The organism is Nocardia abscessus, assembly GCF_015477775.1.
In the GTDB taxonomy this organism is placed as follows: domain Bacteria; phylum Actinomycetota; class Actinomycetes; order Mycobacteriales; family Mycobacteriaceae; genus Nocardia; species Nocardia abscessus_A.
In genome coordinates this window covers 178,272-195,585 of the sequence record NZ_JADLQO010000015.1, presented here as the reverse complement: position 1 = coordinate 195,585, position 17,314 = coordinate 178,272, and the positions used below count along the sequence as shown (strand labels likewise).

The following is a 17,314-nucleotide window of genomic DNA, read 5'->3' as shown; positions in this document are numbered from 1 at the left end:
GTTACCGGCGACCGGTCACGGCGGGACCATGCGCCCCATCGCAAGGGCGGGGAGGTCGCCCCCGCACCCTACGGGTTCGTCCGCCCGGCGCAGACCGCGCCACGCGGCACCCGGACACGGCCGGGCGCAGCCCCGGCGCACACGCCCGCCTCGCGCCGGGCCAGGGGGCCGGATCACCCCGCCTGCAGGACGAATTGCCTGGACGGCTGCGGGGACGGCGGTACGCGGTCACGCTGCAGCGCCCACGAGGCGATGTTGTGGAACAGCGGAGCGACCGAACCGCCACCGGAGCCGTCGGAACTGCGGACGGGCGCGTCGAGCATGAGCCCGATCACGTATCGCGGATTGTCCGCGGGAACCATGCCCGCGAAAGTGATCCAGAACGACGACGTGGAGTAGCACCGGCAGTTCCGGTCCACCTTCTGCGCGGTGCCGGTCTTGCCCGCCACCTGGTAGCCGGTGATGGCCGCGGGCCACCCGGTGCCGTTCTGGTTGGCGTTCATCGGGTCGCGCTGCACCACCGCCTGGAACATCGTCCGCAGCGTGGCGGCGGTCTGCTTGCTCACCACCCGCACGCCGTCCGGCTGGGTCTCCTCGGTGCGTGCGCCGTCCGGCGCGATCTTCGCCCGGACGATCCGGGGCGGAATGCGGACGCCGTCGTTGGCGATCGCCTGGTACATGCCCGCCATTTGCAGCGTGGTCATCGAAAGACCCTGCCCGATCGGGAGATTCGCGAACGTGCCGCCGGACCACTGGTCACGGTCGGGCATCAGGCCCGCGCTCTCTCCGGGCAGGCCGATGCCCGTGCGCTGCCCGAGCCCGAACCGGTGCGCCATGTCGGCGAAGCGGTCCTCGCCCACCCGCTGCGCGAGCATGAGCGTGCCCACGTTGGAGGACCTGCCGAAAATGCCCGTGGTCGTGTAGGGCTCGACGCCGTGCGTCCACGCGTCGTGCACGGTGACACCCGCCATCTGGATCGCGCCGGGCACCTGGTGCACCTCGTCCGGGTCGGTCAGGCCGTATTCGACGGCGGCGGCCGCCGTGACGATCTTGTTCACCGAGCCGGGCTCGAACACGTCGGTGACCGACGGATTGCTCAGGTCGGTGTCGGCCCACTTCTGCGGGCCCAGGTCCGGGTTGAAGGTGTTGTCGTTGGCCATGGCCAGCACCTGCCCGGTCTTGGCGTCCAGGACGACCGCCGAGGCCGAGCCCGCGCCCGACATGTCTTTGGCCTGCTGCACCTGTTGTTGCACGTAGTACTGCAGATCCGAGTCCAGGGTCAGTTCGACGGCCGATCCGTTGACCGCGGGCTGTTCGTCCCGCCAACTGCCCGGGATGACCGCGCCGTCGGAACCGCGATCGTAGGTGTAGGAACCGTCGGTACCGGCCAGCACCGAGTCCAGTGACGACTCGAGCCCGACCGTTCCGTGGCCGTCCCACCCCGTGGCGCCGATGACGTTCGCCGCCAGCGAGCCGCCGGGGTGCACCCGGGGGCTCTGATGATCGGAGCCGACTTGGGGGAACTTCTCGATGATCTCATCCGCGATACGCGGGTCGACGTTTTGGGCGAGGAACACGAATTGCTCATCACTGTTCAGCTTGGCGAGCAGATCCGATTCCTTCGGTGCGTCTTTGCCGAGCTTCTCGTGGATGGTGCGCGCAATGTCCCGCAACCGCTGGTCCGGATCGGGCGCCTTGTCGCTCTTGGCTCTGGCATCCGCCAACTCCTTCCGGACAGAGACCGGTCGAAAGTGCAGGGCCTTCGCCGAGACGCTGAAGGCCAATGCCTTGCCGTTGCGGTCGGTGATCGGCCCACGGGTGGCCGGGTCCGGTTGGTGGGTGGTGCGCTGACTGGCCGCCTGCGCGGACAGTCCGGGCGCCGCGACGCTCTGCACCCACAGCAGTTGCAGCGCGACCACGGCGAGCGCAACGAGCATGACCACCCGGCCGACGCCGAGGCGTAACCGGAGCGGACCGTCCGAGACGGTGGTGCCGGACTGGCGCGGCCTACCCGCGGCGCGGGGGGCGGAAGGCCCGCGCCGCGGGCGCGGCGCAGGCCTCGGGTGCGTCACTGCGGCACTCCGCCGGGTGCCGTCTCAGGCTGCGCCGCGTCCGATCGCGGCACCGTTTCCGCGGGTGGCTGCGGCGCCTCGGCCGGTGGCGCGGGCAGCGCCGACGGCGGGACGACCGCCGCAGGGGACGTCGGGACCGGACTTCCCGGCGCGGGCGCCGCGTTCACCTGCGGGTTCTGCGGCCCGGTGCTCGGCCTGCCCGGCGCAGGAGCACCGGGCGTGGTGGTGACGGGAACCACCCGCTCGCCCCACGGCCGCGCCGAAGGCGAGGCGTTCAGCGGGGGCACGGGAGTGCCCTGGGCCGGAGTGGGCTTGCCGATCACCGTGACCGAGCCGTCCGGGCCGACCAGCAGGCGGGCCGGGTCCCTGGCCGGGATCATGCCGAGTTCGCGTGCTCGCGCGGCCAGTTCCGGCGCCGAATCGGCGGCCTCTACCTCCCGCTGCAGCGCGGCGCGCTCGTCGGCCAGCCGCCGATTCGTCGCCCGCGCGTCACCGAGCTGATAGCTGTCCTCCGCGGCGCGCGTGGTCAGCAGCAACGTGAGCGCGAGACCGCAGCCGAGCAGGGCGATGATGGCCGTGACGAACGGAATGCGCGCGGCCATCGCCGAGCGCCGCACAGTGGGCAGAAACGCGGTGTCCGAACCGCTTTCGGCACGAAGGCGCCGCCGCGCGTAGGCGCGCTGCGCCGCACCCGACTTCACCCGTTCGGCATCCTGGACCCGCCGGGCGACCCGGCCCGGCGCTTCGACGGTCCGCGTCCGCACGCTCATCGATTCCCCTCCTCTGTCCTCCCGGGACGCCGGAGAAGCACAGCGCGACGCTGTCTCATCCGGCCTCCGATATCTCTGCGGGACATCCGCACGCAGCCGGCGCGATGAGGCGCCGCGCACAGCTTCCTCACCCGGCCTCCTGGATCCGCTCGGCGGCGCGCATGCGCACAGGGGCCGCCCGCGGGTTGTCCTCGATCTCCTGCTCGGTCGCCTTCTCCGCGCCGCGGGTCAGCATCCGGAACTCCGGTCCCATCCCGGGCAACTCCACCGGCAGGCCCACCGGCGTCCTGGACGCGGTGTGCGTGACGAGCTCGTGCTTGACCACCTTGTCTTCCAGCGATTGGTAGGACATGACGACGATGCGGCCGCCGACACGCAGCGCGGCGAGCGCGGCGGGCAGCGCGGCGCGCAAGGAGTCGAGTTCCCCGTTGACCTCCACTCGCAGGGCTTGGAAGGTGCGCTTGGCCGGGTGCCCGCCGGTACGGCGCGTGGCCGCGGGGATCGTCGCGTACAGCAGCTCCACCAGTTCGGCGCTCGTGCTGAACGGTTTGACCTTGCGCCGGCGGATGACCTCGGCGGCGATCCGGCTCGCGAAACGTTCCTCGCCGTAGGTTTTCAGCACCCGGGCCAGGTCACCATGGCTGTAGGTGTTGAGCACGTCGGCGGCGGTGAGCCCGCGGGTCGGGTCCATTCGCATGTCCAGCGGGGCGTCGACGGAATAGGCGAAGCCGCGATCGGCCTCGTCCAGCTGCATCGAGGAGACGCCCAGGTCCATCAGGATCGCCGAGACCGAACCGGTGGGCTGCAGCCCTGCCTCGCTCAGCGCGTCGGCGATGCCGTCATAGCGGGTGTGCACCAACGTGACTCGGTCCGCGTACGGCTCGAGCCGCTCGCCGGCCAGCTTCAACGCGGTGGTGTCGCGGTCGAGCCCGACCAGATGGATGCCGGGGTACGTGCTCAGGAAATGTTCGGCGTGGCCGCCCAAGCCCAGGGTCGCGTCGACGTAGACCGCACCAGGCTCGGCCAGAGCCGGACCCAGCAACGCGTCGGCTCGCTCGAGCAGAACCGGAACATGGCGGGGACCGCGCTGTTCACGGTTCACCTCGACCTCCCGGAGTCCTGCCTCGCGTCGTCGCGCACCGCACACGGGTCGCCTTGTTACACAGTGCTTTCGATACGGATACGAATGCCCCGTGGTCTCTGACCGAACCTCGGCACCTGGCGTCGGGGAAGTACGTCAGGGTCCGCGTCCGGGCAGAGACCGCGTGGCACTCGTTCGCCCGCGGCTAGAAGATTCCGCCCAGCGACTCGTCTCTGGCTTGCGAAAAGTCCTCCTCGTGCTCGGCGAGGTAGGACTCCCACGCCTGCTTGTCCCAAATCTCCAGGAAGTCGACCGAACCGATCACCACGCAATCCCTTTGCAGGTTGGCGTAGCGACGATGGTCGGCGGACAACACGATCCGGCCCTGCGCGTCCGGACGCTGCTCGTCCGTTCCGGCCGCGAGGGCCCGGACGAACGCGCGTGCCTGCGGGTTGCTTCGAGACGCGGCCGCGGCACGCCGAGCGAGCGCGGTGAACTCTTCCTTCGGGTACACGGCAAGGCTGTGGTCCTGCCCCTTCGTGACCATCAACCCTCCCGCCAGATCGTCTCGAAACTTCGCAGGCAACGTGAGTCGCCCCTTGTCATCCAAGCGAGGTGTATAGGTACCGAGAAACAACTCGATACCTCCCTATTCGATCACCTCGATGGTCGGCCCTTCAGTACTGCGCGCTCCACATTACCCCACTTTCCCCCACTTTCAATCGAAACAAGCGGTGATCTGGCTCCCGACTCAGACGATTCCGCAGGTCATCCCAGCTATCACTGCCGTGGAGAACTTTCACGAGTTCTGCCGACACGCGCAGACCCCACGGACAAACGCCCGAAAACACCCAGCAAACCCCCTGGCGCCCGGTGCGCGGGGGCGTGGTGGGGGAAGTTTGTGGGGAGGTGTGGGGAAGGGGGAAAGCGCCCGCCCGAAGATCATCCGCGACACGATCGGCCGCGCACACGAACCGGCGACGCCGCACCTCTGCGGTGCGGCGTCGCCGGTAATGCTGAAGTTGTCAGGCTACGGGCGAGCTACTCTTGCTCGAAACGCCGCCGGAAGCGATCCTCCATACGCTCGGAGAAACCGCCGGATTTCCGCTGCCGCCCACGGGCGCCCGCGCCGCCGGAGGAGGCTTCGCCACCCGAGCGGTCGTTCTTGGCGGCACTCTTGGCGGTGCCGAGCAGCAGGAGCACACCCGCACCGAACATCACGATGAACCCGATCAGGCTGATGATCGGGAAGCCGCCTGGCTTCACGGGCGCTGCGATGCCTGCGACTAGGAGAAAGAGGCCGAGGACGAACAACGCCGCGGCCTGGAGTCTGCGACGACTCGAGGTCGAACGAAGCCGTCCGCCGCGGACGGACGAGGCGAACTTGGGATCCTCAGCATAGAGAGCGCTCTCGATCTGTTCGAGCATGCGCTGCTCGTGCTCGGAGAGTGGCACGGTACCTCCCCCGGCACTAGGCGTGGCTGTCGCCTCCGGGTAGGCGACAGATAGCCGACCTTGGCGGCCATCTGACACCAATGATACGAGTTCGATCAGGGCCAGACCACCTTATGGGCCCAGTCGGCGTAGTCCGTCTTCAGACCGCGCAGGGCCGGAGCGAAACCGGAGGTCCGCCGATAGACGCCGATAGACGCAGCCGGACATAGTCCGTCCTCAACCGCGCACGGCCGCAGCGAAGGCGGAGGTACGCAGATAGACGCAGCCGGACATAGTCCGTCCTCAACCGCGCACGGCCGCAGCGAAGGCGGAGGTACGCAGATAGACGCAGCCGGACATAGTCCGTCCTCAACCGCGCACGGCCGCAGCGAAGGCGGAGGTACGCAGATAGACGCAGCCGGACATAGTCCGTCCTCAACCGCGCATGGCCGCAGCGAAGGCGGAGGTACGCCTGATCGCCGATGAGCTAAGCGGTCATACCGCCGGTGACTCCCGGGGCCGGGCGCAGCCGAGCCGACGCCGCGAGGAGGTCTTCCACGTCGTGGAGGAATGCCGCCACCCGCGAAGAGAACTCGTCGGCCTCGTGTTCGTCGACCTTTCGGTCCAGCCCGGCCTCCAGCGCGGCCCGGATCTCCGAGCGCGCGCTGAAGTAGTCCGCCCACATCACGAACTCGGGCGCGGCGCGCTGCATCAGCACCCACGCGTTGCGCGAACGCGCGCGGGGTGCGGCGTCGGCGCCCGTGAGCGCGATCACCGCGCCCGCGCCGCGCAGGGCTGCCAGATAGGCGGTGCGGAACCGCTCGCGCGGATCTCGTTCGCCCGCCGCCTGCATGAGCAACCCGTCCGCGCGCTCCAGCAGCTTGCCGGCCCGGCCGGGCCGGCCCGGATGTTCCACTCGACCAGACATCGACATCGCCGTCCCTCCACCATCGCGTACCTTGGCCCGTATCCGCGCTGGAGGCGGCGTCCCCCACCGCTTTCCAGCAACCGCCCGGACCGAACAGGTATTCGAACGTTTGAATTGAGCTTCAATATAGAGACGCCCACCGACAAACTTCCGCGTCCGCGCGACCGACGAGAGCCATGACCGCCGTCAAGCCCAACCACACTCCCGCACCCGCCGTCATCGATCTCTCGGTAGCGGCTCTGCGCTCCCGGCTGCACGACGCGCTGGCGGTCTACGTGGCCGCCATGGACTATCCGCACGGGACCGAGAACCATCGCGCACCGATGTGGACCGAGCACACCACCCGGCCCGGCTGGCAGGCGGTCGCCGCGGTGCTGCCCGACGACTCCGGCCGGATCGATCTGCGCCGCGCACCGATCGTGGCCATCGCCTACGGCTACCGTGGCGCCGCGCACCAGTGGTGGCACCAGCAGGTGCACAGCGGAATGCGACGCTCGGGCTGGCCGGAACACTCCACGCGCGAACTGCTCTCGGACTACTTCGAGCTCACCGAGCTGCACGTGCATCCGACCGCGCAGGGTCGGGGTATCGGCGCCACGCTGCTGGAACGACTGCTGCGCGACCGCACCGAGCGCGCCGTGCTGCTGTCGACGCCCGAGGTCGCCGGTGAGGACAACCGCGCCTGGCGGTTGTACCGCAGGCAGGGATTCACCGACGTGGTCCGGAATTTCGTGTTCGCGGGCGACAACCGTCCGTTCGCGATCCTCGGCAGGCGGCTACCGCTGTGAGGGTCACGTGACGGTGGTCGTCGTCGGCTCGGGCCACAACGCCTTGGTCGCCGCGTGTTATATCGCCCGCGCCGGCCACGAGGTCGAGGTGCTCGAACGCGACGAGGTCCTCGGCGGCGCGGTGTCGACCGTCGAGCGGTTCCCCGGCCATCGGGTCGATCGCGGCTCGTCGGCGCACATCATGATCCGCCACACCGGCATCGTCGAGGAACTCGAGCTCGATCGCTTCGGGCTGCGATACATCGACTGCGACCCATGGGGTTTCACGCCCGCGCACGCGGGCCGCCCCGCCCTCGTGTTCCACCGTGACCTGGAAGCGACCTGCGCGTCGATCGCGGCCGCCTGCGGCCGCCGGGACGCGGCGGCCTATCGCCGGTTCGTCCAGGTGTGGGGTCCGCGCAGCGCCCGTGTGATGCGAGCCTTCGGTGGCGGACCGACGCCGGGCAGGCTCGTGCGGTCGTTCTGGGGACTGGACGCGAAAGACGGCGGCAGCGCCCTCTCGCGGGAATTCCTGCAATCCGGGGACGCGCTGCTGGACGCCTCCTTCGAGGACGAGCGCCTGAAGGCGTCGCTGGCGTGGTTCGGTGCGCAGTCCGGGCCGCCGATGTCGGAGCCGGGCACGGCGCCGATGGTGGGCTTCGCCGCGCTCATGCACACCCTGCCGCCGGGCCGGGCGGTCGGCGGCAGCGGAGCGCTGACCACGGCGCTGGTGGCGCGGCTGCGCTCGGACGGCGGGGTGGTGACCGCGGGCGACGCGGTGGTGGCCCTGCGCCGCGACGGCGAGCGCTGGCGGGTGCGCACCGCGTCGGGCCGAGAGCTGTGCGCCGACACCGTGATCGCGGGCAGCCATGTGCTGACCACGCTGGACCTGCTCCGCGACGGCGGATTCGACGGCGCGACGCTCGACGACTGGCGGCGGCGCATCCGCGTCGGTCCCGGGATCGGGATGGTGGTGCGGGCCGCCACGTCGGCGCTGCCCGGCTATCCCGGCAGCCCGATCGATCACTCCGCTCGCGGCCTGCAATTCCTGGTGTCCGACCGCGCGCAGTTGCGCCGCGCGCACGGCGCGGCGCTGGCAGGGGACCTGCCGCCGCGGCCGGTGGTGCTGGCGATGAGTTTCAGCGCCCTCGACCCCACCATCGCGCCGCCGGGTGAGCATCAGTTGTCGCTCTGGGCGCAGTGGCACCCGTATCAACTGGCCTCCGGCGCCGATTGGGCCGGCCTCGCGCAGCAGGAAGGCGACCGGATCATCGCCGAAGTCGATTCGTACGCACCCGGTTTCGCGGAGACGGTGTTGCGCACGCACGTGCAGACGCCGGTGGACCTGGAGCGTGAGCTCGGGCTCGTCGGCGGCAACGTCATGCACGTGGAGATGTCGCTGGACCAGATGATGCTGTGGCGGCCGCTGCCGGAACTGGCGGGGCAGCGGGTGCCCGGCGCGCCGGGGCTGTACCTGACCGGGGCGTCCACCCACCCCGGCGGCGGGGTCTCCGGCGCGAGCGGCCGCACCGCCGCCGCACTCGCGCTGCGCGACCTGAGACGGCGTCGGCTACCCCGGTGGCTGCGATGACGGACTCGGCCGAGCGGGCACCGGTGACTGGACAGATCACACCGACGCGCGAACACCCCGCGTATTCGGTGCCCTGCTATCGCTCGGTGCGCTTTCTCCTTCCCCTCGTCTTCGCCGCCGCGACGATCGTGGCGCAGATCGGATATCCGCTGACCACCGGCGGCGCGCGCGACCGGATCACGGTCGCGGTCGTGCTGCTGTCCGCGGGCGCCGCGCTGGCACACGCCACCGCGACCAGAGGACCGCGCTACGCCCTCGGCTTCCTGGTCGTCGTCTCCGGCCTCGGGCTCACCGCCGAGGTGATCGGCACCGCGACGGGAGTGCCGTTCGGCTGCTACGAGTACGCCGTCGACCGGCTCGGCCCTGCCTTGCTCACGGTGCCGTTGATCGTGCCGCTGGCCTGGACCGGCGGAATCTACCCGGTGTGGGTGATCGCCGGGATGGTGTCGCGGCACACGCGCGCACGGATCGTGGCGACGGCGGCCGGCGCGGTGGGCTGGGATCTGTTCCTCGATCCGCAGATGGTGGCCGACGGTCAGTGGACCTGGTGTGACACCCACTCCGGACTCCCCGGGCTGGACTGGATTCCGGTGACGAACTACCTGGGGTGGTTCGGCGTCGCGCTCGTGATGGGCGGATTGCTGGCGGCCTGGGAGCAGGCCGCGCCGGATCCGGTGCGGACGCAGCCGGAGAACGGTCGCGCGTCGGCACGCATCGTCCCGGTGACCTTGTTCCTGTGGACCTGGCTGGGGTCGGCGCTGGCCCACGGGGTCTTCCTCGGCCTTCCGCCCTCCGCCGGATACGGCTTCGCCGGTATGGCTGTGCTGGGCGTTCCCTTACTGGTCTCGGCTGCTCGCGCGCGCCGCTGACCCGGCGCGGTCCGCCCGGCGCGGCAGACCGACGCGCGTTGCGACTGGTGCGTTTCATTCCGGGCCGACGGCCTGGCACGATGTCACCCGTGCAGCCGAGTCCCGTCACCACGAAGCCCGATGCCCCGGACCTCCCGCGGCGGCGGGCCCGACACCGCGGCATGCGTGTCGCGGCGGCCGTTCTGCTCGCGGCGATGCTGGTGCCGATGCTCGCGAGCTGCCTGCGGGTCCAGGTGTCGATGGGCGTCTCGTCCAACGACCGGGTGTCCGGGCGGCTCGTCGCCGCCGTGGTGCCCGCCGACCCCGGCGACAAGGGTCCGCAGCTGAAGGCGCCCGAGACGCTGGCCGCGAAGGTGCGGGTGGAGCCGTACGCCCAGGACGGATACACGGGCAGCCAGGTGTTCTTCGAGGACCTGTCCTTCGGTGAGGTGCAGCAGCTCGGCCAGCTGTCCGAGCAGACCCAGGGCATGTTCCAGTTGCAGTTCCAGCGCACCGGCGACCTGGTCAGCATGACCGGGCGCGTCGATCTGAAATCCGTTCCGCCGCACGGCTCCGACGTGCAGTTCACCATCGCGTTCCCGGCCCGGGTCGCCAAGACCAACGGTAGCCGCGACGGCGACAACGTCGTCTCCTGGAAGCTGCCGCCCGGCGATGTGTCCACGCTGCGCGCCGAGGTGAGCTACGCGGACCCGAACACCCGCTCGTTCGCGGGCTGGGCGGGCATCGCGGGCGGCATCACGCTCGCGGTAGCCGCCATCGTGGCCGCGCTGGCCTACATGGACCGCAACCCCGCCCCGCCCGGAGCGCCGGAAGTCGGCTTCTCGTTGAGCCGCTGGTGGCGCTCGGTGTCGCAGAATCGCTGAGCGGTAGGTCGGTGTGCCGGGATAGCGTGGCGCACATGGTGAGTGCCGACCTGCCGAAGACGTTGCGCGCGACCTCGATCCTGCCGACCTGCGCTACCGCTCTGGCCGTGCTCGGCGCGGGTATCGCGCTGTACAACCGGATCACCCTGCGGCGGTTGGCGGACACTCCGACGACTGTGATCGAACCCGTCACCGTCTGCGTCCCGGCCCGGAACGAGGCCGACCGGCTACCCGACCTGATCGCCGACCTACGCGCCCAGGTGGGCGTACCGCGCCTGACGGTGCGCATCCTCGACGACGCGTCCACCGACGACACCGGCGCTGCCGCCCGCGCGGCGATCGGCGACGATTCCCGTTTCACCCTGCTGCGCACCGAATCCGGCCCGCAGCCCGGCTGGACCGGGAAGGCCGCCGCCTGCGTCCGGCTGGCCGAGGAGGTGACGGCGCCGGTGCTGATCTTCGTGGACGCCGACGTACGACTGGCCCCGGCGGCGATCGCCGCGGCGGTCGGGGCTCTGCGCAGACGAACAGCCGCGCTGGTCTCCCCGTGGCCGCTGCAAGTGGCCGGTTCGGTGGCGGAGGCCGTGGTGCAGCCGCTGCTGTGCTGGTCGTGGGCCTCCACGCTGCCGGTCGCGGTGGCCGACCGGAGCCTGCGGCCGTCCACGGCGGTGGCGTGCGGCCAGTTCCTCGTGTTCGACAACGCGGTGTACCGCGCGGTGGGTGGCCACGCGGCGGTGGCCGGGAGCGTCACCGAAGACCTCGACATCGCCCGTACGCTGCGGCGAGCCGGGCACGCCACCGTTGTGGTGGCCGCGGGCCCACTGGCCAGCACCAGGATGTATCGCGGCGCCGCCGACCTGGACGCGGGCTACACCCGCTGGCTCTGGTCGGCCTACGACGGCACGATCGCGGGCGGCGCGGCGGTGGGACTCGTTGCCGCTCTTGCCTATTGGGTGCCGCCCGTGGCCGCGGTGCTCGGCAGGGGCGCGGTTCGGCGGACGGGCACGATCGGCTGGCTCGCCGCCGTCGGCGGGCGGCTGCTGGCCCGCTCCACCGAGACCGGCGGTCCGCTGAAGGGCTCGGATGTGCTGGCCGCCTCCGCGCATCCGGTGTCGGTGGCGGCCTATCTGCTGTTGTGGGCGCGTTCACACCGGGCCCGCCGCCGCGGCACAGCGCGCTGGAAAGGTCGCGCGCTCGACTGAGCGGTCAGCGCCGCGGCGGCCGAGACCTCATGGCACCGGGGTGATTCCGACCGTCGGCAAGAAGAAGCAGGACTTGGCGCCGTTCTGCACCGTGCCGAACACCGCGGCGAGCACCGTGCCCTTCCCGGTGTCCACCGGGACCGCGCGCACTCCGCCCATCGGCAGGGCCGCGAAGAGGAAGTCCCTGATCGCCTGCTCGGCCGCGGGCCGCAGGTCAGCGGGAACGGCCGCGGGGATCATCGTACGGGCGACCTCCGACAGCGGCCCCATGGCGGCCGTGCCGCCGCGGCCGGTGTTCAGGTTGAGCCAGGCGACCTGCATGCCCGCGGTGTTCGGGCCGTCCGGACCGAGGCCGTAGGGCACGAAGGTGAACATGGCCTGCCCGGCCTTGACGGCGCTGAGGTCCTGGCCGGGAATCTGCACGGTGTTCTTCGGCCATGGCCCCGGAATGGCGCCCGCCACGGCGGGCGCCAAACCGCCCGTGGTGTTGTCGAGGCAGAACGCCGACGCGGTCGGGTACGCGAACGGCGCGATTCCGAGCGCGCGCAGTGCGTCGAGCGCGGCTTGGTAGGCGCCGAACAGGTCGCCAGGGGCGGCCACCTGCACCGGCTGGTCGGAGAACGCGGGAATCGGGGCATCCGGAGCCGCGAGCGCGGCGCCCGGCCCGGCGAGCACGAGAGCGATGGAACCGGACACGACAGCGGACAACTGGGTGAGAGAGCGCATTGTGATCACGAAACCTCCTCATCGGCGAAACGATCGAGGGGCACAGTACTCCGGCAAACGCGTCCAGCAGTATGGATTACAGACAGCAATTTCGTGGCGAGTCCCGTTTGCCCGGAACGACTCAGCCGTACGCCCCACCCGCGCCCCCCGCCCTCGGCAAGAGCCGTATGCTGCATCGGGCCGTCGGCATTCGGCGCTGGACGCTCGCCGGCGATGACGCGGTGGGCTCGCCCACCCTTGCCAGAGCAGCGCATGCCTGGTTACTACAAAGATCCGATGAATCCGGGCGCGACAAGATCTACGCTCACGGTGATTACTTCTCTTGTTCCCGGCTTCACTTGCTGGGCATCATGATTCGGCTCGACCCTGTCACCGGTTGACGGGGGGTCGGCGCCAACCATCCAGAGCGACCGAGAGACCTGGCTCGTCGACGTCGCAGCAACCCCCCGGTCACCGGGTGCGGGTGCTTCCGCCGGGACCGATGGAGGAACCGAAGTGATCATCGAGGACCCGTCCTGGCCGGCTGCGGCCGCGGTCGCGGCGAAGCCGAGCGCGGCCGCGGCGGGCGAACCGGATCCGACCGGCACACCCGTCCTCATCGCCGCTCCGGCCGTCGCAGGCCCGACGCCCACCGTGGCCAAGACCCGGCACCCCTGGCGCTGGGTGGTCAGTGCCGTCGCGCTGATCCTGCTCGCCCAGTTCGTGCACGGGCTGGCCACCAACCCCGGCTGGGACTGGCCGACGTTCGCGCAGTACATCACGGCGAAGTCGGTGCTGACGGCGTTGCGGGTCACCTTGGAGCTGACCATCTGGGGCACAGCGCTCGGCTTTCTGCTCGGCACCGCGCTCGCGGTCGCCCGGCTGTCGAACAACCCGGTGCTGCGGGTGATCTCCTGGGTCTACATCTGGGCGTTCCGGTCGATCCCGCTGATCGTGCAGCTGCTGTTCTGGTTCAACATCGCCTACCTGTACCAGACCCTCTCGGTCGGCATCCCGTTCGGGCCCGCGCTGTTCAGCTTCGAGGTGAACGGGGTGATCAGCGGATTCACCGCCGCTGTGATCGGGTTGGCGCTGCACCAGGCGGCGTATTCGGCCGAGATCATCCGGGCCGGGTTCATCTCGGTGGATGCCGGTCAGCTGGAAGCCGCCGCAGCTCTGGGGATTCCGCGTCTGCGGCAATTCCGTACGGTGGTGGCGCCGCAGGCGATGCGCTCGATCCTGCCGAACGCGACCAACGAGGTGATCAGCCTGTTCAAGGGCACCTCGATCGTCTCGGTGATGGCGATCGCCGAGCTGTTCTACCAGGTTCAGGTGATCTACGGGCGCAACGGGCGGGTGGTGCCGCTGCTGATGGTCGCGACGGTCTGGTACATCGTGCTCACCACCGTGCTCTCGGTGGCGCAGTACTACATCGAGCGCCACTACGCCAAGGGCGCGCACCGCACGCCGCCACCGACGCCGCTGCGACGCGCGTGGCAGAAGCTGCGCGAGGTCGCCGAGGCCGGTCCCGCCGCGCCGCGCGGAGCGACCCGATGAGCGCCGCACCCGCCGTGCAGGTCCGCGGCGTCCGGAAATCCTATGGCGCCCACCAGGTGCTGCGCGGCATCGATCTCACCGTGCGCTCCGGCGAGGTGGTCACCGTGATCGGTCCGTCCGGTTCCGGCAAATCGACCCTGCTGCGGGTGGTGAACCACTTGGAGTCGCTGGACGCGGGCACCGTGCACATCGACGGCGAGCTGATCGGCTATCGGCTGCGCCGTGACCGGCTGCACGCGCTGCCCGACCGCGAGGTGCGCAAGCAGCGCTCCCGGATCGGCTTCGTGTTCCAGCAGTTCAACCTGTTCCCCCACCTGACCGTGCTCGACAACGTCACGCTCGCCCCGCTATCCGCGCAGCGGCGCGACCGTGCCGATGTGGAGCGCGAAGCGCACGCGCTGCTGGAACGCGTCGGCATCGGACAGCTGGCGGGCGCGTATCCGCGCAGGCTGTCGGGTGGGCAGCAGCAGCGTGTGGCGATCGCCCGCGCGCTGGCGCTGCGGCCTCGCGTGATCCTGTTCGACGAGCCCACCTCCGCGCTGGACCCGGAACTGGTCGGCGAGGTGCTCGACGTGATCCGGGATCTCGCGCACGGCGGCACCGCCCTGGTGATCGTCACCCACGAGATCGGTTTCGCCCGTGAGGTCGCCGACACCGTGGTGTTCCTCGACGAGGGCCGCATCGTCGAGCAGGGCCCGCCCTCGGTCGTCCTCGACCACCCCGAACACCCGCGCACCCGCGCCTTCCTTTCCCGAGTCCGTTGACGAACAGGTATCCGATGAAGCTTTCCGCCCTGGTCACCGCTGCCGCGACCGCGGTAGTGCTGCTGGCCACCGGCTGCACCGAACCCGAGGCGGACCACGCCGCGCAACCCGCGGGTTCGATCACCTTCGACCTCTCCCCCACCCAGTCCGGTCGCGTCCGGGCCGCCAAGGTCGATGCCATCGCCGCCGAGGTGCCGCAGGCGATCCGCGATCGCGGCACGCTGATCGTGACCGGCGCGTCCGGCGCCGCGCCGCCGCTGCGGTTCTACGCCACCGACGACAAGACGGTGGTCGGCTCCGAGGTCGACTTCGCCTCGCTGATCGCCGACATCCTCGGCCTGAAACTCGATGCGCAGGTGGCGGATTGGTCGCAGAACTTCGTGCGGGTGGATTCAGGTGAGGTGGACGCGTTCATCTCCAACGTCACCGTCACCGAGGAGCGCAAGGAGAAGTACGACTTCGCGACCTACCGCAAGGACAACGTCGCGCTGGAGGTGCCGATCCAGAGCAAGCTCGAGTACACCGGCCGTACGAGCCTGGCGGGCAAGCGGATCGGCGTCGGCAGCGGCACCAACCAGGAGCAGCTGCTGGTCAAGTGGAACGAGCAGAACCGGGCCGAAGGGCTGCCCCCGATCGACATCGCCTACTTCCAGCAGGTCACCGACTACTACCTGGCGCTGGCCTCGCAGCGGTTGGACGGTTACCTCGGCCCCAACCCGACGGCGATCTACCACGCGGCCACCGCGAAGCAGACCAGGATCGTGGGCACCTTCTCCGGTGCGGGGGAGGCGCTGCAAGGCGAGATCGCGGTGCTCACCAAGAAGGACAACGGGCTGATCACCGCCGTGCAGCACGCGCTGGCCCACGCCATCGAGCACGGCGCTTACCAGCAGGTGATCGACCGCTGGGGTCTGCGGAGCGAGACGGTCACCGAATCGCGGATCAACCCGCCCGGCCTGCCGAAGAAGCGGTGAGCCGATGACCCGGCAGCGCCGCCGCATGCCCAGCAGACCGTTGGCGACCGGTGTCGCCGACGCCGATCCCCGTCAGGGCGAACAGCTCGCCCGCACCGAAGTATCTGGAGTTGTCTCGTGATCCGAACCCGTCACCGAATCCTCGCGCTGGCCGGCGCGCTCGCCGCGGTCACCACCGTGGCCGCTTGCGGCAGCGATTCGGCCGCGCCCGGCGGCGACGCGGGCCCGCCCCGGCCGGGCGGCACCCTGCGCTACGGCCTGTCCCAGGCGCCGACCTGCTCGGACCCCGCCCAGGCAGGCACCAACCAGACGGTGTACGTGGCGCGGCAGATCGTGGATTCGCTGACCGACCAGGATCCGGCCACCGGCGAGTTGAAGCCGTGGCTGGCGCAGAGCTGGGAGGCGACCCCCGACGCGAAGGTCTTCACCTTCCGCCTGACCGACGGCGTCACCTTCAGCGACGGCACGCCGCTCACCGCGGACTCGGTGCGCAACACCTTCGATTCGATCGTGCGGCTCGGCTCGGGCAAGGCGCCGCTCGGCAGCAGTTATCTCACCAATTACGTCGGCACCACGGCCGTCGACCGGCTCACCGTACGGGTGGAGTTCAGCAAGCCCAACGCGCAGTTCCTGCAAGCGTCCTCGACCGCGCAGCTCGGCATCCTGGCCGACGTGACCACGGCCAAGCCCGCCGAGCAGCGCTGCCTCGGCGACAACGTCGGCAGCGGGCCGTTCACCTATGCGGCCTATCGCCAGGACGCGGCGGTGACGCTGGCCAAGCGCACCGGCTACCAGTGGGGGTCGGCGGTGTTCGCGCACCGCGGCGAGGCCTACCTGGACAAGATCGAGTTCACCGTGGTGCCCGAATCCGGCGTACGCACCGGCAGTCTCGCGTCCGGGCAGCTGGACGCGATCAGCGACGCACTGCCGCAGGACGCCCCGCAGATCGAGGCGGCGGGCGGGCGGGTGCTCAGCACGGCCAACCCGGGTGTGCCGTTCGGCCTGCAGCCCAACGTCACCCGCGGACCGCTGCGCGACCCGGCTGTGCGCCAGGCACTGCTGCCCGCGATCGATCGCAGGCAATTGGTGGACACCGTGCTCGGCCCGCAGTTCAAGCCCGCCACGAGCGCCCTGGCAGGCAGCACACCCGGCTACACCGACCTCTCGGCACGCCTGGCCTACGATCCGGCGAAAGCGCGCACCATCCTCGACCAGGCCGGGTGGGTGCCCGGCGCGGACGGCGTGCGCACGAAGAACGGTGAGCGATTGTCGTTCTCGGTGCTCTTCAGCCAGGTGTTCGCGGGCAACCAGGCGATCCTCGAGCTGGTGCAGCAACAGCTGCGGCAGGTCGGCGTCGAGCTGAAGCTGGATCTGGTGTCGGTGGCCGAGACCACGGCGCGGCAGAACAGCAAGGACTTCGACACCTTCTACGGCAACACCACCCGCGCCGACGGCGACATCCTGCGCACCTCCTTCGGTCTCGAAGGGCGCAATCTCAACGTGCGCGGACCCATCCCCGCGTTGGACGACGCGCTGAACGGGCAGGTGAGCACCGTGGACACCGCGACGCGCAACGGGCTCATCCGCACCGCGCAGCAGCAGGTGCTCGACGCGGGGCTGTTGATCCCGACCGTGGAGCTGTCCCAGGCGATCGGAGCGGGCGGCAACACGCAGGATCTGAAGTTCGAAGCCTCCGCGCGATTGCAGTTCTTCGACACCTGGCTGAGCGGACGATAG

The 17,314-nt window shown here is 70.3% G+C and carries 16 protein-coding genes and 1 riboswitch; of the genes, 9 read left to right on the top strand and 7 right to left on the bottom strand.

All coding sequences use genetic code 11. From position 1 onward, the window contains the following. Positions 1–173: 173 nt before the first annotated feature. From IU450_RS30840 to IU450_RS30815, 6 genes are all read right to left on the bottom strand, one after another. Positions 174–2,072, bottom strand: coding sequence for a peptidoglycan D,D-transpeptidase FtsI family protein (locus tag IU450_RS30840; RefSeq protein WP_416382919.1), 1,899 nt, complete (start codon positions 2,070–2,072; stop codon positions 174–176). Next, positions 2,069–2,842, bottom strand: coding sequence for an SLAIN motif-containing protein (locus tag IU450_RS30835; RefSeq protein WP_228835382.1), 774 nt, complete (start codon positions 2,840–2,842; stop codon positions 2,069–2,071). The genes IU450_RS30840 and IU450_RS30835 overlap by 4 nt, the downstream gene beginning before the upstream one ends. A gap of 127 nt (positions 2,843–2,969) precedes the next feature. Beyond that, positions 2,970–3,944, bottom strand: coding sequence for a 16S rRNA (cytosine(1402)-N(4))-methyltransferase RsmH (rsmH, locus tag IU450_RS30830; protein ID WP_195153234.1), 975 nt, complete (start codon positions 3,942–3,944; stop codon positions 2,970–2,972). Positions 3,945–4,128: 184 nt separating this feature from the next. Further along, positions 4,129–4,560, bottom strand: a complete 432-nt coding sequence (mraZ, locus tag IU450_RS30825; protein ID WP_039797118.1) for a division/cell wall cluster transcriptional repressor MraZ — start codon at positions 4,558–4,560, stop codon at positions 4,129–4,131. A gap of 404 nt (positions 4,561–4,964) precedes the next feature. Continuing rightward, complete coding sequence (locus tag IU450_RS30820) at positions 4,965–5,378, bottom strand: DUF3040 domain-containing protein (RefSeq protein WP_195153233.1); 414 nt, start codon at positions 5,376–5,378, stop codon at positions 4,965–4,967. Between the two features lie 466 nt (positions 5,379–5,844). After that, positions 5,845–6,285 carry an SAV_6107 family HEPN domain-containing protein gene (locus IU450_RS30815; protein WP_195153232.1) on the bottom strand — a complete coding sequence of 147 codons (441 nt, stop codon included), beginning with the start codon at positions 6,283–6,285 and terminating at the stop codon, positions 5,845–5,847. Positions 6,286–6,461: 176 nt separating this feature from the next. Here IU450_RS30815 and IU450_RS30810 point away from each other — a divergent pair, with 176 nt between their 5' ends. The 5 genes from IU450_RS30810 to IU450_RS30790 all read left to right on the top strand — a co-directional run bounded on the left by IU450_RS30810 (position 6,462) and on the right by IU450_RS30790 (position 11,577). Beyond that, positions 6,462–7,073, top strand: a complete 612-nt coding sequence (locus tag IU450_RS30810) for a GNAT family N-acetyltransferase (RefSeq protein ID WP_181723457.1) — start codon at positions 6,462–6,464, stop codon at positions 7,071–7,073. A gap of 7 nt (positions 7,074–7,080) precedes the next feature. Then, entirely contained in the window at positions 7,081–8,643 is a 1,563-nt protein-coding gene (locus IU450_RS30805; RefSeq protein WP_195153231.1) for a phytoene desaturase family protein, read from the top strand. Between the two features lie 86 nt (positions 8,644–8,729). Next, entirely contained in the window at positions 8,730–9,512 is a 783-nt protein-coding gene (locus tag IU450_RS30800) for a carotenoid biosynthesis protein (RefSeq protein ID WP_195153270.1), read from the top strand. Between the two features lie 80 nt (positions 9,513–9,592). Continuing rightward, complete coding sequence (locus tag IU450_RS30795; protein WP_416382918.1) at positions 9,593–10,375, top strand: LppM family (lipo)protein; 783 nt, start codon at positions 9,593–9,595, stop codon at positions 10,373–10,375. A 35-nt stretch (positions 10,376–10,410) separates the two neighbouring features. Then, positions 10,411–11,577 (top strand): glycosyltransferase, encoded by a 1,167-nt coding sequence (locus IU450_RS30790; protein WP_195153230.1) that lies wholly within the window; start codon positions 10,411–10,413, stop codon positions 11,575–11,577. Positions 11,578–11,604: 27 nt separating this feature from the next. Here IU450_RS30790 and IU450_RS30785 read toward each other — a convergent pair whose 3' ends face one another. Next, a complete protein-coding gene (locus IU450_RS30785; RefSeq protein WP_195153268.1) occupies positions 11,605–12,303 on the bottom strand; it encodes a hypothetical protein in 699 nt (232 codons plus the stop codon). Positions 12,304–12,697: 394 nt separating this feature from the next. After that, positions 12,698–12,791: riboswitch (SAM riboswitch) on the top strand. A gap of 109 nt (positions 12,792–12,900) precedes the next feature. On the opposite strand from IU450_RS30785, the gene IU450_RS30780 reads away from it, so the two are divergent. The 4 genes from IU450_RS30780 (at position 12,901) to IU450_RS30765 (ending at position 17,314) form a co-directional block, all read left to right on the top strand. Beyond that, positions 12,901–13,839 carry an amino acid ABC transporter permease gene (locus IU450_RS30780; protein WP_324197892.1) on the top strand — a complete coding sequence of 313 codons (939 nt, stop codon included), beginning with the start codon at positions 12,901–12,903 and terminating at the stop codon, positions 13,837–13,839. Beyond that, positions 13,836–14,603, top strand: coding sequence for an amino acid ABC transporter ATP-binding protein (locus tag IU450_RS30775; protein WP_195153229.1), 768 nt, complete (start codon positions 13,836–13,838; stop codon positions 14,601–14,603). Before IU450_RS30780 ends, IU450_RS30775 begins: the two co-directional genes overlap by 4 nt. Before the next feature lie 14 nt (positions 14,604–14,617). Further along, positions 14,618–15,577, top strand: a complete 960-nt coding sequence (locus tag IU450_RS30770) for an ABC transporter substrate-binding protein (protein ID WP_195153228.1) — start codon at positions 14,618–14,620, stop codon at positions 15,575–15,577. A 117-nt stretch (positions 15,578–15,694) separates the two neighbouring features. Further along, positions 15,695–17,314: an ABC transporter substrate-binding protein gene (locus IU450_RS30765; protein ID WP_195153227.1), complete on the top strand. Its 1,620-nt coding sequence runs from the start codon at positions 15,695–15,697 to the stop codon at positions 17,312–17,314.